17 protein-coding genes are annotated in these 21,640 nt (G+C 69.0%); 12 read left to right on the top strand and 5 right to left on the bottom strand.

Annotated elements, in window-relative coordinates; all coding sequences use genetic code 11:
* Positions 1-165: 165 nt before the first annotated feature.
* Together J3A66_RS04920 and J3A66_RS04915 are read left to right on the top strand one after the other, a co-directional pair.
* A complete protein-coding gene (locus J3A66_RS04920; RefSeq protein ID WP_031393553.1) occupies positions 166-435 on the top strand; it encodes a GlsB/YeaQ/YmgE family stress response membrane protein in 270 nt (89 codons plus the stop codon).
* A gap of 141 nt (positions 436-576) precedes the next feature.
* Complete coding sequence (locus J3A66_RS04915; RefSeq protein WP_245336703.1) at positions 577-3,165, top strand: PAS domain-containing protein; 2,589 nt, start codon at positions 577-579, stop codon at positions 3,163-3,165.
* Between the two features lie 46 nt (positions 3,166-3,211).
* On the opposite strand, the gene J3A66_RS04910 is transcribed toward J3A66_RS04915, so the two are convergent.
* Complete coding sequence (locus J3A66_RS04910) at positions 3,212-3,658, bottom strand: PA2169 family four-helix-bundle protein (RefSeq protein WP_234387285.1); 447 nt, start codon at positions 3,656-3,658, stop codon at positions 3,212-3,214.
* Positions 3,659-3,870: 212 nt separating this feature from the next.
* Here J3A66_RS04910 and J3A66_RS04905 point away from each other — a divergent pair, with 212 nt between their 5' ends.
* A complete protein-coding gene (locus J3A66_RS04905) occupies positions 3,871-4,581 on the top strand; it encodes a 2OG-Fe(II) oxygenase (RefSeq protein WP_209567559.1) in 711 nt (236 codons plus the stop codon).
* Here the strand turns inward: J3A66_RS04905 and J3A66_RS04900 are convergent.
* The 3 genes from J3A66_RS04900 to J3A66_RS04890 form a co-directional block, all read right to left on the bottom strand.
* Positions 4,575-5,270, bottom strand: a complete 696-nt coding sequence (locus tag J3A66_RS04900) for a L,D-transpeptidase (protein ID WP_209567557.1) — start codon at positions 5,268-5,270, stop codon at positions 4,575-4,577. The two genes, J3A66_RS04905 and J3A66_RS04900, sit on opposite strands and share 7 nt — an antisense overlap.
* A gap of 1 nt (position 5,271) precedes the next feature.
* On the bottom strand, positions 5,272-7,908 hold the full coding sequence (locus J3A66_RS04895; RefSeq protein WP_209567555.1) for a filamentous hemagglutinin N-terminal domain-containing protein: 2,637 nt from the start codon (positions 7,906-7,908) through the stop codon (positions 5,272-5,274).
* A 67-nt stretch (positions 7,909-7,975) separates the two neighbouring features.
* Positions 7,976-9,613: a ShlB/FhaC/HecB family hemolysin secretion/activation protein gene (locus J3A66_RS04890; RefSeq protein ID WP_245336702.1), complete on the bottom strand. Its 1,638-nt coding sequence runs from the start codon at positions 9,611-9,613 to the stop codon at positions 7,976-7,978.
* Between the two features lie 544 nt (positions 9,614-10,157).
* On the opposite strand from J3A66_RS04890, the gene J3A66_RS04885 reads away from it, so the two are divergent.
* The 6 genes from J3A66_RS04885 to J3A66_RS04860 are packed head-to-tail and all read left to right on the top strand — an operon-like array spanning position 10,158 to position 19,136.
* Positions 10,158-12,815, top strand: coding sequence for a glycoside hydrolase family 2 TIM barrel-domain containing protein (locus tag J3A66_RS04885; RefSeq protein WP_209567552.1), 2,658 nt, complete (start codon positions 10,158-10,160; stop codon positions 12,813-12,815).
* A complete protein-coding gene (locus tag J3A66_RS04880) occupies positions 12,812-14,095 on the top strand; it encodes an MFS transporter (protein ID WP_192070080.1) in 1,284 nt (427 codons plus the stop codon). Before J3A66_RS04885 ends, J3A66_RS04880 begins: the two co-directional genes overlap by 4 nt.
* Before the next feature lie 19 nt (positions 14,096-14,114).
* The gene (gene uxuA, locus J3A66_RS04875; protein WP_245336701.1) at positions 14,115-15,284 is read left to right on the top strand and encodes a mannonate dehydratase; all 1,170 of its coding nucleotides are present in this window, start codon (positions 14,115-14,117) and stop codon (positions 15,282-15,284) included.
* Positions 15,281-16,693: a glucuronate isomerase gene (gene uxaC, locus J3A66_RS04870; protein WP_209567550.1), complete on the top strand. Its 1,413-nt coding sequence runs from the start codon at positions 15,281-15,283 to the stop codon at positions 16,691-16,693. The genes uxuA and uxaC overlap by 4 nt, the downstream gene beginning before the upstream one ends.
* Positions 16,690-18,135: a mannitol dehydrogenase family protein gene (locus J3A66_RS04865; RefSeq protein ID WP_348633991.1), complete on the top strand. Its 1,446-nt coding sequence runs from the start codon at positions 16,690-16,692 to the stop codon at positions 18,133-18,135. Before uxaC ends, J3A66_RS04865 begins: the two co-directional genes overlap by 4 nt.
* Complete coding sequence (locus J3A66_RS04860; protein WP_209567548.1) at positions 18,132-19,136, top strand: sugar kinase; 1,005 nt, start codon at positions 18,132-18,134, stop codon at positions 19,134-19,136. The genes J3A66_RS04865 and J3A66_RS04860 overlap by 4 nt, the downstream gene beginning before the upstream one ends.
* A gap of 6 nt (positions 19,137-19,142) precedes the next feature.
* Here J3A66_RS04860 and J3A66_RS04855 read toward each other — a convergent pair whose 3' ends face one another.
* Positions 19,143-20,105: a 2-hydroxyacid dehydrogenase gene (locus J3A66_RS04855; protein ID WP_209567539.1), complete on the bottom strand. Its 963-nt coding sequence runs from the start codon at positions 20,103-20,105 to the stop codon at positions 19,143-19,145.
* A gap of 176 nt (positions 20,106-20,281) precedes the next feature.
* On the opposite strand from J3A66_RS04855, the gene J3A66_RS04850 reads away from it, so the two are divergent.
* From J3A66_RS04850 to J3A66_RS04840, 3 genes are all read left to right on the top strand, one after another.
* Positions 20,282-20,560 carry a hypothetical protein gene (locus tag J3A66_RS04850; protein ID WP_128082125.1) on the top strand — a complete coding sequence of 93 codons (279 nt, stop codon included), beginning with the start codon at positions 20,282-20,284 and terminating at the stop codon, positions 20,558-20,560.
* A 135-nt stretch (positions 20,561-20,695) separates the two neighbouring features.
* Complete coding sequence (locus J3A66_RS04845) at positions 20,696-21,271, top strand: SAM-dependent methyltransferase (RefSeq protein WP_245336700.1); 576 nt, start codon at positions 20,696-20,698, stop codon at positions 21,269-21,271.
* Positions 21,268-21,531, top strand: coding sequence for a hypothetical protein (locus J3A66_RS04840; RefSeq protein ID WP_209567537.1), 264 nt, complete (start codon positions 21,268-21,270; stop codon positions 21,529-21,531). Before J3A66_RS04845 ends, J3A66_RS04840 begins: the two co-directional genes overlap by 4 nt.
* Positions 21,532-21,640 lie beyond the last annotated feature (109 nt).

The raw sequence follows: 21,640 nt of genomic DNA, 5'->3' as shown, positions 1-21,640 counted from the left end.
CTCAGCGCTGGAGCGCACGACCGGTTCCGTCACGGCCAACCCCGACCTACCAACCGGACTGGTGCCCCTGCACCAATGTCGCAAAGCACTATGCGCGGCCGAACTGAACGTAAGCCGCACCCGGTCCGTTGAGCAGCCTGTACCAGTATCAACAGGAGCCTCATCATGAACCTCATCATCCTTCTCGTCGTCGGCGGACTCATCGGCTGGGTCGCCAGCATGATCATGCGGACCGACGCACAGCAGGGCGTTTTCCTCAACATCGTCGTCGGCATCGTCGGCGCGTTGCTCGCAGGCTTCCTGATCACGCCGCTCATCGGTGGCGCCTCGATCATGGACGGCGCGCTGAACATCCAGTCGATCCTGATCTCGCTGGTCGGTGCGGTGATCCTGCTCGCGATCGTCAACATGGTGCGCCGCGGTTCGGTGCGCTGATGAGGGGAGGGGCGGCCGCACCACGCGGCCGCCCTTCGTCGCATATTGATCTCGATTATTCGTCACGCCAGCCCGGCGTTGCGGTGTCTTTGCGCGTAGCCTAGATATCAGCGACTTAGTGCAAAGGGCGAGTAGACGGTCTTGAACGATACACCCGACCGCGCCGACCCCGGCGCTCGTCCGTTGACGGCCGACGCCGAGCGAATCGCCGCCGAGCTGATCGGGCAGGACCTCGGCACCGACCCGTTCGTCGCGGCGGTGCGGGCGACGCGGATGCCGATGATCATCACCGATCCGCGCCTGCCGGACAATCCGATCGTGTTCACCAACGACGCGTTCTGCCGGCTCACCGGCTATCCGCGCGAGGACATACTCGGGCGCAACTGCCGGTTCCTCCAGGGGCCGGAAACCGATCCCGCGACGATCGACCGGATCCGCGACGCGGTTCGCCGGGTCGAATCGATCGAGATCGAGATCCAGAACCACCGCAGGGACGGTGAGACGTTCTGGAACCGGCTGCTGATGGCGCCGGTCTTCGACACGCACGGCGTGCTCGCCTATTTCTTCGCCAGCCAGGTCGACGTGACGCTCGAGCGTGAGCGGCTGAAGGGACTCGAGAGCAGCAACGCCTCGCTGATGGCGGAACTGACCGACCGGTTGCGACAGCAGCAGGAGCATGAGCGCGAGCTCGCCTTCACGCTCAAGGCGGCGCGGTTCGGGACCTGGAGCCTCGAGATCGCGACGAAGCGGCTGACCGCATCGGATACCTGCAAGGAGATTTTCGGTCGTCCGACGGACGCGCCGTTTTCCTATGACGACCGGCTGGCCGCGATCCATCCCGACGATCGCGCGCTGAGCGTCGCCGAGGTCCGGCGCTGCGTCGAGGAGGGGACGGATTACGAGGTCGTCTACCGCATCTACCGCCAGGACGGGGAATTGCGGTGGATCGGATCGCGCGGACAGCCTTTCTATTCCGCCACCGGCGAGGCGCTGCGGATCGCTGGCGTGTCGACCGACATCACCGACCAGCGCCGCGGCGAGATGATGCGCGCGGCGCTGGTCGAGCTGGGTGACATGTTCCGCGACACCGACTGTCCCGACGACATCTCCTACCAGGCCGTCCAGATCATCGGCCGGACGATCGACCTCAGCCGGACCGGCTATGGCGAGATCGATCCGGACGCCGAGACCGTGACGGTGCACAGCGACTGGACCGCGCCGGGGGTCGACCAGCTTTCGGGCACGTTCAGGCTCCGCGACTTCGGCACCTATATCGACGACCTCAAGCGCGGCGAGGAAGTCTGCGTAACCGATGCGCGCACCGATCCGCGGACCTACGCGACGAGCGCCGCGCTCGAGGCGTTGCAGGCCCGCGCGATCATCAACATGCCGATCACCGAAAACGGCCGGATCGTGGCGATGCTGTATCTCGCCAGCGGCTGGGCGCGGCACTGGCGCGCGGACGAGGTCGCGTTCGCGCGCGAGGTCGCGGATCGGACCCGCATCGCCACCGAGCGCCGTCGCACCGAACAGGCGCTCGCCGCGCTCGCCGCATCGCTCGAACAGCAGGTCATCGCGCGGACGAGCGAGTTGCAGACCGCCGAGGACGCGCTGCGCCAGTCGCAGAAGATGGAGGCGGTGGGCCAGCTGACCGGTGGTGTCGCGCACGACTTCAACAATCTGCTCACCGTGATCCGGTCCGCGACCGACCTGCTCAAGCGCCCCGACCTCCCGCCCGAACGGCGCGAGCGTTATATCGACGCGATCTCGGACACCGCCGATCGCGCCGCCAAGCTGACCGGGCAGTTGCTCGCCTTCGCGCGGCGGCAGGCGCTCCAGCCCGAGGTGATCGATGTCGGCCAGAGTCTCGGCAGCATCGCCGACATGCTCGGCACGCTGACCGGATCGCGCATCACGATCGCGATCGACGTGCCCGACACGCCCTGCTTCACCAATGTCGACCCGAGCCAGCTCGACACCGCTTTGGTCAACATGGCGGTCAACGCACGCGATGCGATGGACGGCGCCGGGCGGATCGACATCGCGCTGCGGACCGCCACGATGATCCCCGCGGTGCGCTCGCATCCGGCGGTCGAGGGGCAGTTCGTCGCGATCTCGATGCGCGACACCGGGTCGGGCATCCCGCCCGAAAAGCTCGAGCGGATCTTCGAGCCGTTCTTCACCACCAAGGGGGTCGGGCAGGGCACCGGCCTCGGGCTCAGCCAGGTGTTCGGCTTTGCCAAACAGTCCGATGGCGACATCATCGTCGAGAGCGAAGTCGGCTGCGGCACGGTCTTCACGCTCTATCTGCCGCGCGCGGAGGAGCGCACCGCGAACCTGCCGGGGGCGGTCCCGGAGGGGCTGGCGGACGGCCATGGCACCTGTGTGCTGGTGGTCGAGGACAACAAGGACGTCGGGACGTTTACGACCCAGTCGCTTGCCGAGCTCGGCTATGTGACGGTCTGGGCGGCGGATGCGCAGGAGGCGCTGGCGGTGCTGGGCGAGGACGCGACGCGCTTCGACATCGTGTTTTCGGATGTCGTGATGCCGGGCATGAACGGCATCGATCTGGCCAAGGCGATCCGTGCGTCGCATCCCGGCCTGCCGGTGGTGCTGACGTCGGGTTACAGCAACGTGCTGGCGCAGGATGGTACCGACGGGTTCGAGCTGCTGCACAAACCCTATTCGGTCGAGGACCTGTCGCGGATCCTGCGCAAGGCGGCAGGATAGCGCGCAGGAAAAAGGGCGACCGGCCGAAACCGGTCGCCCCTTCGGATCAGGTGAGGCTGTGCTTGAGCGCGCTCATCTTGTCATGGCCTTCGCGGACCGAGGCATAGCCCTTGGTGACCGCGTCGAGCGATGCGGGCGACAGCTGGCCGTCCTTCATCGCGTCCTCATACTTGGCCTTGATGTGGTCCTCGCCACGCTCGACCTCGAGGATGATCGCCTTGTCGTCCTTGCCGGTCAGCGCCTGCTTCAGGTCCATGAAGGTGCGGTGCGCTGCGGCGAGCATGCTCGAATCCATCTCGGGCTCGCTGCCGAGTGCGCGGACCTGCGCCTGCAGGTTCGTCGCGACCTGGGCGCGATCGCGGGCGAAGTCGGCGAACATCGTCGCATACTGCGTGCTCTCGGCGTCCTTGGCCGCGTCCTCATAGCCCTTCATGCTGTCGAGGGTCGTCTTGATCAGGCCGTTCAGGACGGACACGTCGGTGTCGTTGCTCATCATTCGTCTCCTTTGGGAATGGCGGCTCAACGATCGTCACGCGATTAAGTCGCACCCGGATTTCGCCTTCCCCGCGGACAAGTATCGAGCATCGCGGCCGAATTTGCCGGTGAAACGGCTTTTGCGCGTGTACGGCTTGATCTATGTGATGGTCTGGCCACGAGGCCGGACCGCCGGTCCGCCACCGACGCGCCCGACAGTCTGGAGTGCCCATGGTCGCCGTTCCGTCCGCCGCATCGCCCTTATCCGCCGCCGACCGACGCGACGGCCCGGTCGAAGCGCTCGCGCGCGCGGAGTCCGCGGCGCAGGTCCGTGAGCAGATCCTGTGCTATCCCGGCGCGGTTCGCATCCCGGCACCCGGGATCGAGCTGTACATCGTTCGCGATTTCCTGCCGCTCGACATATGCGCGGCGCTGATCGCGCTGATCGACGCCGATCGCGTGCCGTCGCCGGTCGTCGCCGACGATCCGCGTCCCGCCTACCGGACCAGCGAGACCTGTTACCTTTATGCGGGGCCCGACGCGGTCGCGGCGGTTGAGACACGGCTCGACGCGCTGAGTGGGCTGGAACCGCGCTACGGCGAGGCGTTGCAGGGCCAGCGTTATGCGGTCGGGCAGGAGTTCAAGCCGCATCACGACTTCTTCGATACCAGCCAGCTCTACTGGCAGGATCAGGTCGCGGTCGGCGGCCAGCGGACCTGGTCGGCGATGACGTTCCTGAACGAACCGGAGGCGGGAGGCCGGACCAATTTTCCGACAGCGGACGTGATCATCGCGCCCAAGGCGGGCAATCTGGTGATCTGGAACAACATGGACGACTATGGCGCGCCCAATCCGGGGTCGGTGCATCAGGGCATGCCGGTCGAGCAGGGGGTCAAATATGTGCTGACCAAATGGTATCGCGAGCGCCCCTGGGGTCAGTGAGGCACGGCGTCCGGCGCTGAGGATGCCGCCGTCATCGCAAACACGCTGCGCAGCGGCCGTGTCTCGGGCAGGATATAGACGATCCCGACCGTGCCCGTGAACAGCGGCTTGATCACCCCGTCATAGAAGCGCGCGGGCACGTTGACGCAGCCATAGGAGATCCGGTTGTCGCCCGGCGTCGCCGAGGCCAGTCGTCCGGCGCGGTCGTCGACCCGCCGACCGGCGATGACGCGGTGGAGCGACAGCGCGGCGGCATAGTCGATCCACAGGATATCCTGTTCGAAATCGGCGCCGATCGACGCCTGGAACCGTCCGGCGGGCGTGGTCCGCTCGGCCGGCGTGATCGTCGCGAGCCTGCGCTGGCCGATACCCGGCACGCTGTCGTCGCCGCGGGCGAGCCCGAGCAGCGCGGGCGCCGTGCCGCGCAGCACACCCGCGCCATCGAACGCGAAGACCACCGCGTTCACCTTGTCGATCACGACGAACGGCAGGGCCTGGTTGTCGCGCGATTGCATCACCCAGTCGACCGTGTCGCGGGCATCGCTGGAGACCGCGGCAGTTCCGAAGCGCGCCGTCGCCGGTGTGCTGGCCGCGACCGGCCGCGCGCTGGCGGCGGACGCGACCCCAGCCGCCAGGGCGACCGCGACCAGCACGCCGTGCCGCGCTGCTCGCGACCCGAAGCCTGCCATATCAGTGGCGCGCCTGCTTGCGCGGATAGACCGGGACGACGGGCGTCCGCGGCACGGGTTGCGTCAGCTCCCCCAGCGACGATTGCGTCGGCGGCGTCACGGGCACCGGCGTCGCGGGGACCGGGGGGATCGGGAACGGTCCCGGACCCTCCGGCGGCACGCTCACGCCGCCATCGACCACCGTCCCGACCGGCACGTTCGGCCGCCGGACCTGGGCCGGTGGCACCTCGAGGAACGGCCGCGTCGCGGTCGGCAGGACGGTGACGATCACCGGCGTCGGCGTCGGTGCCGGCGTCAATATCGGCGTTGGCGAAGGCGAGGGTGCAGGCGACGGCGCGGGTGCGGGTGCGGGTGCTGGTGCTGGCGCCGGTGCTGGTGCTGGCGCTGGAGCCGGTGCTGGTGCTGGTGCTGGTGCGGGAGCCGGAGCCGGAGCGGGTGCGGGAGCAGGGGCCGGTGCAGGCGCCGGCGCCGGCGCTGGGGCCGGGGCTGGGGCTGGAGCTGGAGCTGGAGCTGGGGAAGGAGCCGGTGCCGGTGCCGGTGCTGGCGAAGGCGCGGGAGCGGGTGCAGGAGCAGGTGCTGGCGAAGGAGCAGGAGCCGGAGCCGGAGCTGGTGCTGGCGCTGGCGCAGGCGCCGGCGCAGGCGCCGCCGTGATCGTCCCCGTAGTCCGGAAGCCCGCGGTGCAGCACGATCCCGCCAGCGCATATTGGTCGGCATTCGCGCCGGTCAGCGTATAGCCGCTATAGCTGACGCCGATCCCCGCCCCGGCGTCCGCGCTGTCGAACGTCGCCGTCGCGTCCGTCCCCGCGACCAGGGCGACGCCGCTCGGCAGCCCCGACGTGTCCGACGCGTTGAAGCCGTTCAGCACCGCCGCATTGGTGCCGTCCGCGACCTTCTGCGCGGACGGGAAGACCAGCATCCGCTGCGAAATCGCCGCACCCTCGGTCAGCACGAACTCGCTCGAGAAGTCTGTCGGCGTCGTATACGAAACCGGGTTGTAGATGATCGACACCGGCGCCGCGGTCACCGTCGTCGGCGGCGACAGCGCGGAAAACACGATCGTGCCGCCATTGACGCCCGGCCCGGTGCCGTCCGCACCTGCGATCAGCGTCAGGCCGACCGGCAGGCCCAGGCTCTGCGCCGGGATCGTCGTGCCGCGCGTCAGCGTGACCGCGGCGTCGATCATCACGTCATGCCCCGCGCACAACGCGATGTTGCCGTCGGTCGTCGTGATCGCATGATAGACGTTCACGTTGCGCCCGGCGTTGAGCAGGATGCTGCCATTGACCGTCGTCAGGTCGGCGTTGACGTTCACGTCGCGGCCGCAGCACGCGACGATGTTGCCGTTGGTCGCGCTGATCGGCGCGTTGATCACGACGTCGCGAAACGCGTTCAACGTCAGCGTCGTCGGCACGCCCGACGCGGTCCAGGCGACCGCGTCGTTGACGAAGATGTCGCCATTGCCCGTCGTCGTGTCGCCCGCCGCGGGCAGCGTGCTGATCGTGATGCTGGTCGTCACGAGCTGCGCCGACAGCGTCGAGCCCGAGATGTTGCCGCCTGCGCCGATCACATAATCCTGCGGATCGATCAGCCAGGTGCCGGTCATGCCCGACCGCGCCAGCGTCGAGGCTCTGGAACCGTCGGCGATGTTGACGGTCGCCGCCGACGTCTCGACGAAGCCGCCATTGCCGCCGACCGGCGCGCTCGCGTCGAGCGTGCCGCTGAGATTGGTGGTGCCGGTCTGCATGTCGCCGAGCAGCAGGATCGTGCCGCTGCGGTTCTGCAGCGTCCGCGCCTCGATGATGCCGCTATTGTTGACCGCGGTGTGGAGCAGGTCGCCCGCACCCTGCGCGGTCATCACGACCTTGCCGCCATCCGCGCGGATCAGCCCGCCATTGCGCACCAGCGCGCCCACCGCGCCCTTGTCGACCGCGACGTTGAGCAGCCCGTCGCCCGCGACGTCGAGCGTGATCGCCTCGCCCGCCGCCAGCACGACCGTGCCGAAATTGGCGCGGATTACGCCGCTGTTGCCGACCTGCGCGCCGAGCAGCGCGACATAGCCGCCCTTGGCGGTGATCGTGCCGTCATTCTGGACACCCGCGGTGCTGGTCCCGGCAAAGCGCGACTGGCCGGCCATGAAATCCGCATCGCTGATGTTCAGCGTCGATGCGACCAGCCCGCCGACGTTCACGCTGGCGGTCTTGCCGAACACGATGCCGTTGCCGTTGACCAGGAAGACCTTGCCGTTGGACGACAGGTTGCCGAGGATTGACGACGGATCCGACCCGACCACGCGGTTGAGCGCGACCGAGCTTGTGCCCGGCTGGTCGAAGGTCACGCTCGCGTCCTTGCCGATCGAGAAGGACTGCCAGTTCAGCACCGCGCGGTCGCTGGTCTGGGTGACCGTCATCGACGGCCCGCGCGTCGCGATGCTCGCCTGGCCCGCGGCCACCTCGCCCCCGGTCGGCAGCGTCTGCGCCGTGGCGGGGCGCGCGGCGACCGTGCCGGCAAGGCTGATGCCGATCAGCCACGCGAACCGCGCGAGTCCGGTCGTGCCGAACAGCCCGCCGCGGCGCTGACGCGTCGGGGCGGTGGAGGGGGCAGTAGGGCGATGGCGGATCGATGCGGGGATCGGGGTCATGGGCGGTATCCTCGGGTTGCGGCGGATGGCCGCGAAATGTCGGTGCTGGTCGCTGACGCGCGCGGACCTAGAAGCTCTTGGCGATCTGGAACCAGGCGCGGCCGGACCGGTCGGGGGCGGCGGTCGCATCGGCGCTGCCCAGCTTGCGCGCATAGGTCGCGCGCAGCACGATGTCGTACGGCGCGGTCCAGGTTGCGCCCGCGCCATAGGCGCTGCGCACCGCATGGTTCGATCCGTCGAAATAGCGTCGCTTCACATAATCGACCTCGCCGACATCGACGAAGGCGAACAGCTGCAGCGCGCCCGGGATGACCCGCGGCAGCGCGAGCCGCGCCTCGGCGGTCGCGACATAGCCCTGGTCGCCATAGGCCTCGCCCTCGGGATAGGCGCGCACCGCATAGGCGCCGCCCAGCTCCATCTTCTCGGAGATGTCGAGATTGTTGAACGCGACCTGCCCGCGGACCGAGCCGAACACCGAGACGGGCCCGCTGATCGTCTGCAGCCGCGCCAGGCTGAACTGCATCTTGCCGTAGCGACCATCGGTGCGCGCGGTCAGCGCGTCGACCGACCGCTCATAGGCGCCGCGAATATCGAGCGTGCCGACCGAGACGCTCAGCGAATAGGCGTTCCAGCCGCCGCCGAGCAGCGTGTCGTGCGAATCGCCGCTCAGCCCGCCCGTGACGACCTGCGCACGGCGATAGGTGACCGTGTCGACGATCCCGAACCGGTCGTCGAACCATTTCGCATCGCCCGCCACTGTCACGTACAGGTTGCTGCCGCGCGACCGGATCAGCGGGTAGCTGGCATAGACGCTGGCGATCTCGGCATTGCCGCTGCCGTCGAGGCTGTCGAATTCCTTGCCGAGCTCATAGTCGAGATGGGCATAGGCGACGCCGAGTGTGACCTTGCCGATCGGCGCCTGATAGGAGGCGCGGCCGTAAGCGAGCCCCGAGAAGGACGTCAGCGCGCGAAAGCCGAGCACGTCGCCCGAGCCGGTCGGGTTGTTCCAGTTGACCGACCCGCCGACGCGGTAGGCGCCGGTGTAGCGGTTGCCCGCATTGTCGGCCTCGACGCTGCCCGTGATGCTGCGGCCCGGGGTGATGTCGACCAGCAGGTCCGACGTGCCGACTGCGGCGCCGGGGCTCAGCGTCGAGCGGACGCGCACGCCGGGCAGGTCGGACAGCATCAGCAGCCGGCGTTCGATCGGCGCGACCGCGACCGGATCACCGACCTCGAGCCCGTCGAGCATGCCGTTCGCGACGCTGTCGGCCAGGCGGGATTCGTTGCGCAGCCCGACCGCGCCGAGGCGACCCTCGACGACCGCGATCGTCACCGTCCCGCTCTGCACGTCCTGCGCGGGCAGATAGGCCTGCGCGACGAAATAGCCGCGGCTTGTATAATAGTCGGTGATCCGCGCCGCGAGCGTCTTCAGGCCCGCGAGATCGAGCGTCGCACCCGGCGCGAACCCCGTTGCGGCGACCAGCGTCGCTTCGGGGAACAACGTCGCGCCGGTGACGCGGATCGCATCCACGCGGGCCGAGGGTCCGCCCGCGGCCGGGATCGCGACCGGCGTCTTGCGCGTCAGGCCGAGCTCGGGATCGGGCGTATCGCTCAGCGGCACGGGCGGGATCTGCTGCAGCTGGCCGCCGGCGCCGACCGGCACCTGTGCCTGCGCGGCCCCGCCGCCTGCCACGAGCGCAGCCATACTCACCGCCGCACACGCGGCTGCCCGAAGGATCGACGTCATTGGATATACCTCGAAAGTCACCGCGGATGGACGCTACGAACCTCCCATCCGCAGCAGCGGGAGTCGTAGTAGCAAGGCGTCGGAAGAGCCGCTGAATGCGGCAATGTCGGTGGCGAAGGTCTTGATGAGAAGAAGGTCGATCGTTGTATAAAACGAACGGCCGCGGTGGCTTAGTCCTTCGAATACAACTAAAATATACCCCGATTCTGTTACCTTTCTCTTAACGTTGATCTCTGTTCTTGATTTGAATCAAAAAAGAGGTCCGCGCGCGGGCTGATGTTGGGCACCCGACCTGCCTTACCGGACGGCCGAAAACCCGATCACATGCCAAGCCGCGACAGCCTTATTGTCCTGACACGCAGAGGGCCGGGCGCGTTGGAGAGGTGGCACCGTGCAACCCGACCTTCCAAAAACCGTCCAAAATCCAAGCCAAACTCAAAAATTAACTGGTCAGGCCAATTGTCAGGAATTAAGCTGCCAGAAAAAGATCAGGGAGAGGGTTATGCAGACCAGATATGTCGCGGCGGCCGTCATCGCCGTCATGGCCGCGCCCGCTGCCGCACAGAGCGAGCGATCGGTCGTCCCCCTGGCGCAGGGCTGGGAGTTCCAGCGCGGCGGCGACGTCGATCCGGCGCAGGCCGCGCAGGCCGCCGGCTCCTGGGAGCGGGTCAGCGTGCCGCATACCTGGAACCGTGTCGGCTATTACATGCCCGACCCTCAGACCCATCTGAACAATGCCGAGTCGGTCGACAAATATCAGGGCGTCGGCTGGTACCGCATGACCTTCACCCCGCCCGCCATGGTCGCGGGCCAGCGCGCCTGGCTCCAGTTCGACGCGGCGAGCCGCACCGCCGAGGTCTGGCTCAACGGCCAGCGGATCGGCGGGCACAAGGGCGGGTTTTCGCGGTTCCGGCTGGATGCCACGCGTGCGCTCCGCGCCGGGCAGGCGAACACGCTGCTGGTCAAGGTCGACAATACGCAACCGGCGCAGGGCTCCTCGACTGCCGACATCCTGCCGCTCGCGGGCGATTTCTTCGTCCATGGCGGGCTGTATCGTCCCGTCAGCCTGATCGTCACCAACGCGGTCCATGTCGACATGCTTGATGCCGGCGGCAGCGGGATCTTTGCGACGACCAGGTCGATCGACGCGGCGATGGCGAAGGTCGACGTCCGCGTGCGGATCCGGAACGACGGCACCAAGGCTCAGGCGGTCAACGCAGTGGTCAGGCTGATCGACGCGGGCGGCAAGACGGTCGCGACCGGAACCCGCCGCATCCCCCTGCGCGCCGACACCACGTCGGAGAGCGTGGAGACGCTGTCGGTCGCGACGCCGCATCTGTGGAACGGGGTCGCCGATCCGTATCTGCACCGTCTGGTGGTCGAGATCGCGACGCCGTCGGGCGCGGTGCTCGACCGGGTCGAGCAGGCGTTCGGCATCCGCGAGATGCGCGCCGACCCGGCCCGCGGCTTCATGCTCAACGGCAAGCCGCTGCGGCTCCAGGGCGTCGGCTATCACCAGGATCGCGAGGGCAAGGGCTGGGCGACCGCGCCTGCGGATATCGAGCAGGACTTCGCGATCATGCGCGAAATGGGCGTGAACAGCATCCGGCTGACGCATTATCAGCATGGCCAGGTGATCCACGACCTCGCGGACCGGTACGGCATGGTGCTGTGGGACGAGATCCCGCTCGTGTCGCGCTGGACCTGGGGCGACGATGCGGTCGCGACTGCCGGGCTGCGCGACGATGCGCGCCAGCAGCTGCGCGAGCTGATCCGGCAGAATGGCAACCACGCGTCGGTGTTCAACTGGGGCATCGCGAACGAGGTCGATTTCGGCAAGTCGCTGCCGGCGTTCATCACCACCAGCAAGGATACGCCCGCGCCCGATCCGCTGCCGCTGCTGCGCGAACTGAACGCGCTGGCGAAAAGCGAGGATCCGTCTCGCGCGACCGCGCTGGCGACCTGTTGCGAAGGCCGGCTGCTCGGCTCCGCGGACATTCCGATCACCGCGGAGGCCGCCGATCTCGGCGGGGCCAACCGCTATTTCGGCTGGTATTACGGACAGCCCGGCGATCTCGGCAAGCATCTCGACTCGCTCCGCGCGCTGCGCCCGAACCAGCCCGTGTCGGTGACCGAATATGGCGCGGGCGGCGCGACGACGATCCACACCGACAATCCGCTCGGCGGCAAGGTCGACCAGCGCGGGCGCAACCAGCCCGAGGAGTATGAGAGCTACATCCACGAAACCGCCTGGGCGACGCTGTCCGCAAAATCCTATCTGTGGGGGACGTGGCTGTGGAATTCGTTCGACTTCGCGACGACCGTCCGGCGCGAGGGCGATGCGATCGACATCAATACCAAGGGGCTGGTCACCTACGACCGGAAGATCCGCAAGGACGCCTATTATTTCTACAAGGCGAACTGGACCGCGACGCCGACCGTGCACGTCGCCGGGCGGCGCTATGTCGACCGCGCCTATCCGGTCGCCGACGTCCGCGTGTACAGCAACGCGCCGCGCACCGACCTGCTCGTCAACGACCGCGTCGTCGGCACGCTGAGCGCCTGTCCGCAGATGATCTGCGCCTGGTCGAACGTCGCGCTGGCGGCGGGGGCGAACCGCGTCGTCGCGCGCGGCGTCTTCCCGACCGGGGCGGTCGACGACGGGATCGAATGGCGGGTGGCGCCGGAGGCTGCGCGGTCGGTCCGGATCGACAGCGGCGCGCTGGTCGCACCGGAGATCGCGGGCAAGCGTTATGGCTCGGACGCGTTCTTCGACGGCGGCAGTTTCGGCGATATCAACGCCTATTCGGGCTATGGTCCGCGCCCCGAGAAGAAGGTCGTTGCAGGGACGCCCGAAGGCGCGGTCGCCGAAACCTACCGCGAAGGCCGGTTCGGCTACCGCGTACCGCTCGCCAACGGGCGCTACACGGTTGAGCTGAGCTTCGTCGAACCCGCGCTCGCGGCGGGCGCCCGACAGTTCGACGTCGTCGCCAACGGCAAGCGCGCGATCGCCGCGCTGGACATCGCCGCGGTCGCGGGCGCGCCGCTCACGCGCGTCACGCGGCGGATCGTCGTGGGCGTCACCGACGGCATGCTCGACCTGAAATTCGTGCCGATCAAGGGCGACGCGATCGTGTCCGGCATCGAGATCACGCGATGAGCGCGCCGGGCACCCCGCGGCGCGGCTGGCGCAGCGTGCCGCTGCGCTGGCGGCTGATCGCGCTGGTGACGCTGGGGACGATCCTCAACTATCTCGCGCGCTCGACGCTGTCGGTGGCCGCACCGCAGCTGAAGACTGAATTCGGCATGTCGACCGAGGATTACAGCTGGGTCGTGCTGGCGTTCCAGGCGAGCTACACGGTGATGCAGACCGTCGCCGGCAGCGTGCTCGACCTGCTCGGCACACGGCTCGGCTTCTTCCTGTTCGCGGTCGGCTGGGCGCTCGCCAACATGGCGCATGCGCTGGCGACCGGCTGGCCGAGCCTCGCGCTGTTCCGCGCGCTGCTCGGCGCGAGCGAGGCGGCGGCGATCCCCGCAGGCGCCAAGACGGTGTCCGAATGGTTCCCCCCGCGCGAGCGGTCGCTGGCGACCAGCGTGTTCCAGATGGGCACCAGCGTCGGCAACATGATCGCGCCGCCGCTCGTTGCCTTCTGTATCCTCGCCTGGAACTGGCAGGCGGCGTTCATCGTCACCGGCGGGCTCAGCCTCGTCTGGGCGTTCCTGTGGTATTGGGGTTATCGCAGCCCCGCCGACCATCCCGCGCTGAGCGAGGACGAGCGCGCCGCGATCATCGAGACCCGCGGCGAGGACGTCACCGCCAAGCCCGCGACGCGCGGCGACCTGTTGCGCAGCCGCAGCTTCTGGGGGATCGCGGTCCCGAAATTCCTGGCCGAACCGGCGTGGCAGACGTTCAACTTCTTCATCCCGCTCTATCTGGTGTCGGTATGGAAGCTCGATCTGAAGAGTATCGCCTTGTGGGCGTGGATGCCGTTCCTCGCCGCCGATTTCGGCAGCCTGGCCGCGGGCGTGTTGCCGAGCTGGCTGATGAAGCGCGGCGTGCCGCTGGTCGCGTCGCGCAAGATCACGATGACGATCGGCGCGCTGTGCATGATCGGGCCGGCGTGCATCGGTCTTGCGCACTCGCCCGGTGTCGCGATCATCCTGTTCTGCATCGGCGGCTTCGCGCACCAGATGCTGAGCGGCGCGCTGGTGACGCTGTGTTCCGACATGTTCGACAGCCGGACGGTCGGCACCGCGACCGGGATGGCGGGGACGTCGGCCTGGGTCGGCGGGATGCTGTTCACGCTGCTGATCGGGCAGAGCGCGGATGCGTGGGGATATGACCCGCTGTTCGCGGCGTTGGCGGCGCTCGATCTGCTCGCGGCGGTCGTCTTGTGGAGTTTGCTGCGCGCAACGCCGCGCACGGGGTTGAGGGTTTAAGAGGATGACGAGTGTGTTGATGACGCAGACGATGCGCTGGTTCGGGCCGAACGATCCGGTGCGGCTGGACAGCATCCGGCAATCCGGCGCGACCGAGGTGGTGACCGCGCTGCACGAGGTCCCGAACGGCGAGGTCTGGACGCGCGAGGCGATCGCCGCGCGCAAGCAGATGGTGCGCGACGCCGGGCTCGACTGGACGGTGGTCGAAAGCCTGCCGGTCGACGAGGGCATCAAGACCCGCTCGGGCGAATGGGATCGGCTGATCGACGCTTACCGCGAGAGCCTGCGCAATCTCGCGGCGTGCGGCATCCGCGTCGTCACCTATAACTTCATGCCTCTGCTCGACTGGACGCGGACCGATCTCGCCTGGGAACTGCCCGACGGATCGCGCGCGCTGCGGTACGAGGCGATCGTGGTCGCCGCCTATGACCTGTTCATGCTGCAGCGGCCGGGTGCCGAGCAGAGCTATGCACCGGCGGTCCGCGACGCGGCGGCGGCGCGCTTTGCCGGCATGGACACGGCGGCGCGCACGGATCTCGAACGGACGATCCTCGCGGGCCTGCCGGGCAGCGAGGAGGGCTTCACCTCGGCCGCGTTCCTCGAGGCGATCGGCCGCTACGACGCCATCGACGCGGCGCGGCTGCGCGACAACCATGTCGCGTTTCTCGAGGCGGTGTGCCCGCTGGCCGACGAGCTCGGCATCGCGCTGGTCGTGCATCCCGACGATCCGCCCTTTCCGATCTTCGGCCTGCCGCGCGTCGTCAGCACGGAGGCCGACGTGACCGACCTGTTCACCCGCGTGCCCAACGTCTCGAACGGTCTGTGCCTGTGTACCGGGTCGTTCGGCGTGCGCGCCGACAACGATCTGCCCGGCATGGTCGACCGGCTCGGCTCGCGGATCGGCTTCCTGCACCTGCGTTCGGTCCAGCGCGAGGCCGATGGCGCATTCCACGAGGCCGAACATCTCGAGGGCGATGCGGGCATGGCCGCGGTCATGGCGGCGGTCCACCGGCTGTCGGTCCGCGAAGGCCGCAGCATCCCGATGCGCCCCGACCATGGTCATCAGATGCTCGACGACCTGACGCGCACGACCAATCCGGGCTATTCGCTGCTCGGCCGGATGCGCGGGCTCGCCGAACTGCGCGGACTTGAACGCGGTATCGCCTTTGCGGCAGGAGCGCTTGCATGACCCGTCCTCTCGAGCTTCATCCCGACCGGCTGTTTCCCGCCGATCCGACGACCCGCGCGATCGCCCGCACGCTCTATGCCGAGATCGCCGACCTGCCGATCGTCAGCCCGCACGGCCATACTGATCCGACCTGGTTCGCCGACAACGCCAACTGGACCGACGCGACGTCGCTGCTGCTCGCGCCCGATCATTATTTGTTCCGCATGCTCTACAGCCAGGGCGTCGATCTGGACGCGCTGACGATCGCGCGCCGCGACGGCACGCGGAGCGCCGATCCGCGCGCGGCGTGGCGGCTGCTCGCCGACCATTATGAGCTGTTCCGCGGCACGCCGTCGCGGATGTGGCTCGATCATGTGTTCGCCGAGGTGTTCGGGTTCGACGTCGCGTTCGAGCCGGCGACCGCGGACCTGTATTTCGACACGATCGGCGAAAAGCTCGCGACCGCGGCGTTCCGCCCGCGCGCGCTGTTCGACCGGTTCCGGATCGATTTCCTCGCCACCACCGAAGGCGCGCACGACAGCCTCGACGCGCATCACCGGATCCGCGAGAGCGGCTGGAACGGCCGCGTCGTCACCACCTATCGCCCCGACGGCGTGATCGATGTCGAGCACGAGCAATTCGCCGGCGCTCTGCGCCGCTTCGGCGAACTGACCGGCGAGGACGTCTATGGCTGGCAGGGCTATCTCGCCGCGCACCGCAAGCGCCGCGCCGATTTCCGCGCGGCGGGCGCCACCGCGACCGACCACGGCCATCCGACCGCCGCGACCGCGAACCTGTCGACCCCCGAATGCGAGGCGCTGTTCGCGCGCATCACCGGCGATGACTGGACCGCCGCCGACGCCGAGCTCTTTCGCGCGCAGATGCTGACCGAGATGGCCGCGATGAGCATCGAGGACGGCATGGTCATGCAGATCCATCCGGGCTCGGTGCGCAACCACAATGCCGGGCTGTTCGCCAGCCACGGCCGCGACAAGGGCGCGGACATTCCCGGGCGCACCGACTATGTCCACGCCCTCAAGCCGCTGCTCGACCGGTTCGGGACCTCGACCGCGCTGTCGATCATCCTCTTCACGCTCGACGAGACGGTCTATGCACGCGAGCTGGCGCCGCTGGCGGGGCATTATCCGTGCCTGAAGCTCGGCCCCGCCTGGTGGTTCCACGACAGTCCGGAGGGGATGTGGCGGTTCCGCGAGATGACCACCGAGACCGCGGGCTTCTACAACACCGTCGGCTTCAACGACGACACGCGCGCCTTCCTGTCGATCCCGGCGCGGCACGACGTCGCGCGTCGCATCGACTGCGGCTATCTCGCGCGGCTCGTCGCCGAGCACCGGCTGGAGGATTGGGAGGCAGCAGAGCTCGCGCGCGAACTGACGAGCGATCTGGTCCGCAAGGCATACCGGCTGTGAGGCTGTCCAGGGCCACGCGCTCCGCGCTCGCCGCCGACGTGACGCAGCCCGCGTCCTCGGCCGCGACCATCGGGCGGATCGTCCATCTCGGGATCGGCGCGTTCCACCGCGCGCATCAGGCGGTCTATACGCAGGATGCGTCGACGCTGGACGCGGGCTGGCGGATCACCGGCGTGTCGCTGCGCTCGGCGCAGGTGCGCGATACGCTCGCGCCGCAGGACGGGCTCTACACCGTGACCGAACGGTCGAACGGCGTCAGCGCGACCCGGCTGATCGACGTCATCGACACGCTGCTGGTCGCCGCGGAGGATCCCGACGCGGTGATCGCCGCGCTCGCCGACCCCGCGACCCAGGTCGTGACGCTGACCGTCACCGAAAAGGGCTATTACCGGCATCCGGCGACCGGTGCGCTGCTCGTCGACGATCCGGCGATCGCGCACGATCTGAGCGGCGGCGTGCCGCTGACGATCTTCGGCTTTCTCGCGGCCGCGCTCGATCGGCGGCGCGGCGCGGGGGCAGGGGGACTGACGCTCGTGTCGTGCGACAACCTGTCGGGCAATGGCGCGCTGCTGATGCGCCTGCTGCTCGCGTTCGTCGAACGCCGCGATGCGGATCTGGCCGGCTGGGTGCGCGCGCACGTGACCGCGCCCGACACGATGGTCGACCGGATCGTGCCCGCCTCGACCGAGGCCGACCGCGCGGGCGTTGCGACCGCGATCGGGGTCGACGACGCCGCCGCGCTGGTCACCGAACCGTTCCGGCAATGGGTGATCGAGGACCGCTTTGCCGGCCCGCGCCCGCGCTGGGAGGCGGCGGGGGTGCAGATCGTCGACGACGTCGCGCCGTTCGAACTCGCCAAGCTGCGGCTGTTGAACGCGAGCCATTCGACGCTCGCCTATGTCGGGCTGCAACGGGGCCACGCCTTCGTCCATGAGGCGATCGCCGACCCGGCGCTGCGCGCGTTCGTGATCGCGCAGATGCAGGAGGAGGCGGTGCCCAGCCTGACCGCGGCAGCGGGGCTCGATCCCGCGGCGTATATCGACGCGATCCTCGACCGCTTCGCCAATGCCGATCTGCACCACCGGCTCGATCAGATCGCGATGGACGGATCGCAGAAGCTTCCGCAACGCTGGATCGCGACCGTCGCGGAGCGGCAGGCGCAGGGGCTCGACAGCCCGAAGCATCGGCTCAGCCTCGCCGCGTGGATCGCCTATACCGCCGACGCGCCGGCGATCGCCGACGATCCGCTGCGCGATCGCTACGCCGCGATCTGGGCGGACACGGCGGGCGACGCGCGGCAGGTCGTCGCGCGGTTCGTCGGCGAACTCGGCATATTCCCCGCCGATTTCGACCGCGCGGCGCTGGGCGATGCGGTGCAGTCGTGGCAGGCGCAGGGGCCAGAGGCCGCGCTGCGCGGCGCCATCGGAGAGCCCGTCGCATGACCGGTACGATAGTGTGTTTCGGCGAGATGCTGTTGCGGCTCGCCGCGCCCGACCGCGGGCATCTGTTCCAGGACGCCCGGCTCGACGCGCATTTCGGCGGCGCGGAGGCGAACGTCGCGGTCGCGCTCGCACGGATCGACGTGCCCGCCGCGGTCGTCACGACGCTGCCGCACGGCCTGATCGGCAATGCGGCGCTCGATTCGGTCCGTGCCGCCGGCGTCGACGTCTCGCGAGTGGTGCGCGCGGACGGTCGGCTGGGCCTGTATTTCCTGTCGCCGCCGAGCGGGTCGCGCGGCGCGCAGATCGTCTACGACCGCCTCGACAGCAGTTTCGCCGCGACCCCGTCGAGCGCCTATGACTGGCCCGCGATGCTGGACGGCGTCGACTGGCTGCATCTGTCGGGGATCATTCCCGCAATCGGTCCGGGTGCCGCGCAACTGTCGCTCGATGCGATCGCGGCGGCGCGGCCGGCGGGGGTCAGGGTCTCGTTCGACGGCAATTTCCGCGCGAGCATGTGGGCGCGCTGGTGCGCCGATCCGCAAGGCGTGCTGGTCGATCACGTCGACGGTGCGGACCTGCTGTTCGGCAGTCACCGCGACATCTCGCTGCTGCTCGGCGAGGACCATGCCGGCGACACGCCGGACGCGCGGCGTCGCGCGTGCGAGGCCGCGTTCGCGCGGTTTCCGACGCTCGCCTGCATCGCCTCGACTGCACGCCGCGTGATCGATGCCGATACGCACGCCCTGTCCGCGCGCGTCGATCGCCGCGACGACTCGTTCGAGACCGAGACGATCCTCGTCACGCAGATCGTCGACCGGATCGGCACCGGCGACGCGTTCGCCGCGGGCGTGCTCTCCTGCCTCGACGACGGGTGCGAGGCGGCGGCGCGACGCGGCCTCGCGCTCGCCGCGCTCAAGCACGGCACCGCGGGCGATCACAGCCGGACGACGCTCACCGATCTCGCCGACTTCACCGGGGCACCCGCCGACGTGCGGCGGTGACCGGGCTCAGCCGGGGTTGGGCGTCTCCGCGACGGGGGTGAGCGCGCGGCCGGTCTCGAACCACGCGCGCAGATTGTCGACGACCAGCCCGCCCATCGCCGCGCGCGTCCGCTTCGACGCCGAGCCGATATGCGGCAGCAGCACCGTGTTCGGCAGCGCTCGCAGGCTGGCGGGGACATTGGGCTCGTCTTCATAGACGTCGAGCCCGGCGGCGAGGATCGTGCCCTGCTGCAACGCTGCGATCAGCGCGTCCTGATCGACGACGCTGCCGCGAGCGACGTTGATGAACACGCCCTGCGCGCCCAGCGCCTCGAGCACCGCGGCGTCGACCAGATGCTGCGTCCCCTGACCGCCGGGCACGATCGTGATCAGCACGTCGCACGCCGCGGCCAGCGCGACCGGCGTGTCGTGATAGTCATAGCCGATATCCGCCTGCCGCGACCGGCCATGATAGGCGATCGGCACGTCGAACGCCTCGAGCCGCCGCGCCACCGCCTTGCCGATCGCGCCGAGCCCCAGAATCCCGATCCGCCGTCCGCGCAGGCTCGGCGACAGCGGAAACGACTGTTCCGCCCAGGCACCGTCGCGGACATGGCGATCGGCCTGCGGGATCCCGCGCAGCGTCGCCAGCAGCAGCCCGATGGTCAGATCGGCGACCTCCTCGTCCAGCACACCGGGCGTATTGGTCACGACGATGCCGCGCGCCGCCGCGGCATCCGCGTCGATCCCGTCATAGCCCACGCCGAAATTGGCGACGATTTCGAGCGCGGGCAGCCGGTCGTACCACGACGCGTCGATCCGCCCCGCGAGCGAACTCGCCGCAAGCCCGCGGACGCGCGGCGCCACCGTCGCGAGGAACGCGTCGGGGTCTTCCTGCTCCCATAGCCGGTGCACGACGAACCGCTCGCCCAGCGCGTCGAGGACGCTCGGCAGCATGGGGGCGGGGATCAGGATTTCGGGTCGGTTCATGCCGGGGGTTTACGCACAAACCGCGCGGGCAGACACCCCCTTCCGGGGCCCCCGCGGCGGCCGCCGCATGCGAGAAAACTGCCCAACCCTATGCCCCCGCTACGCAAAAGGCCGGGATCGCTCTCGAATTGCTATGCCGCGGCCGATAGCTGGAGGGCCACGACAAGGAGAGTGGCATGGCAGCGTGGCATCGTTCGCGGCGCGCGGATCTTGGTCTGCGCGCGGTGGGACTTCTCCTCTGCGCAATGGCGTACATCGCCGTGTGGCGGCTGTCCGCCCTCGCGCTTTCCCCTCACGCCGCGGGTGCGTTGGCCTTCGCGCTCGCCGCGATCGGCTTTCTGGGGGCGAGCGCGGGCAGTGTCATGGTGCTACTCGGGCATCACCTGTTCGACGGTATCGCGGTCAGCGAGCGCTGGCGGCCCCGCGTCCGCGCCACTCCAGCGACCACGCACTGAAATGCGACGAGCCGTTGCGCCCACTATGGCGCCACTATGGGGTTTCGGGGAATCGCTCTCGAATCCCTATGCCGCGGTTCGTAATTCGGGTTTGCGGGCGCCTGGACGCCCGATCACACAGGCAAAAGCGCGAACATGTCGTCTGAACCCACGCCGGAGCCCCGCGCACGCGGGCGCGTCATTCCTCTCGGCCAGAACAAGGCGGGCCACGGGCGTGTGACCCCGGCACTCGGCGCCACGGCTGAAGCGAAGGCGGACATGCCCGCCACCATGACCCGAGCCTGCGCACGCCGCGCGACGCGCGATCCGCGCTGGCCGCATATCGCGGCGGCGCTCGCCGATCTGCGCGAACGGCATCGCCACGCGGTCCGGATCGTCGATGCCGACTGTGCATGCGGGACGCTGCTGATCGAAACTGTGCGTTACGCCCGCGCGCTCGGCTTCACCGCGATCGAGGGGCAGGGCGTCGCCGATGCGCCGGCGCTGATCGGCCGCGCCCGCGCCGCTGCAGCGCGGCTGCACGATCCCGCGATCGGGCTCGACTTCGAGGTTGGCGGTCTGGCGCAGGCGCTCGCCCGCGAAGCCGATTTCCCCGCCGACATCGTGCTGTGCCACGACCAGGACGGCGGCATCGCGCGGCTGCTGGCGGCCGCCGGCACCCTCGTGATCGGCGATCCCGTCGCGACGCGCGTGCGGAGGCAGGCGGCATGACGCGGCGCGACCTGCAATGGAAGGCGGGCGGCTTCGCGCTGATGGCCGTCTCCTGTGCGCTGTGCATGGCGGTCGACGGATCGCCGCTCATGCTCCTCTTCTTCCCGCTCGCGCTGCTCGGGTTGCCGCTGATGATCCACGGCAAACGCGTCGGGCAGATGGTCCGGGCGGAACGCCGCGGGCACAGCCGCACGGCCGACGCCGTCCATGCCGCGCGCAGACGTCGGCGCGGACAGGGCAGCGATGGCTTTGGCCGCTGACCAGCAGAGAACCTGTTACGGACATCGTCGACGATCGCATGTCACGCTCGTGCAACCTGTCGGCTTTAGCGATCCTGGATGAACACGCCGTCGCCGCTATCGCTCGACT

Source organism: Sphingomonas sp. PvP018 (genome assembly GCF_017876865.1).
Lineage (GTDB): Bacteria > Pseudomonadota > Alphaproteobacteria > Sphingomonadales > Sphingomonadaceae > Sphingomonas > Sphingomonas aerolata.
This window is presented reverse-complemented; position numbering and strand designations above follow the sequence as displayed.

Coding starts and splice junctions, on each gene's coding strand:
- uxuA (WP_245336701.1), top strand. CDS start 14,115: ATGACGCAGACGATGCGCTGGTTCGGGCCGAACGATCCGGTGCGGCTG.
- uxaC (WP_209567550.1), top strand. CDS start 15,281: ATGACCCGTCCTCTCGAGCTTCATCCCGACCGGCTGTTTCCCGCCGAT.
- J3A66_RS04920 (WP_031393553.1), top strand. CDS start 166: ATGAACCTCATCATCCTTCTCGTCGTCGGCGGACTCATCGGCTGGGTC.
- J3A66_RS04890 (WP_245336702.1), bottom strand. CDS start 9,613: ATGGCTGCGCTCGTGGCAGGCGGCGGGGCCGCGCAGGCACAGGTGCCG.
- J3A66_RS04860 (WP_209567548.1), top strand. CDS start 18,132: ATGACCGGTACGATAGTGTGTTTCGGCGAGATGCTGTTGCGGCTCGCC.
- J3A66_RS04855 (WP_209567539.1), bottom strand. CDS start 20,105: ATGAACCGACCCGAAATCCTGATCCCCGCCCCCATGCTGCCGAGCGTC.
- J3A66_RS04910 (WP_234387285.1), bottom strand. CDS start 3,658: ATGAGCAACGACACCGACGTGTCCGTCCTGAACGGCCTGATCAAGACG.
- J3A66_RS04845 (WP_245336700.1), top strand. CDS start 20,696: ATGTCGTCTGAACCCACGCCGGAGCCCCGCGCACGCGGGCGCGTCATT.
- J3A66_RS04905 (WP_209567559.1), top strand. CDS start 3,871: ATGGTCGCCGTTCCGTCCGCCGCATCGCCCTTATCCGCCGCCGACCGA.
- J3A66_RS04880 (WP_192070080.1), top strand. CDS start 12,812: ATGAGCGCGCCGGGCACCCCGCGGCGCGGCTGGCGCAGCGTGCCGCTG.
- J3A66_RS04895 (WP_209567555.1), bottom strand. CDS start 7,908: ATGACCCCGATCCCCGCATCGATCCGCCATCGCCCTACTGCCCCCTCC.
- J3A66_RS04850 (WP_128082125.1), top strand. CDS start 20,282: ATGGCAGCGTGGCATCGTTCGCGGCGCGCGGATCTTGGTCTGCGCGCG.
- J3A66_RS04900 (WP_209567557.1), bottom strand. CDS start 5,270: ATGGCAGGCTTCGGGTCGCGAGCAGCGCGGCACGGCGTGCTGGTCGCG.
- J3A66_RS04840 (WP_209567537.1), top strand. CDS start 21,268: ATGACGCGGCGCGACCTGCAATGGAAGGCGGGCGGCTTCGCGCTGATG.
- J3A66_RS04885 (WP_209567552.1), top strand. CDS start 10,158: ATGCAGACCAGATATGTCGCGGCGGCCGTCATCGCCGTCATGGCCGCG.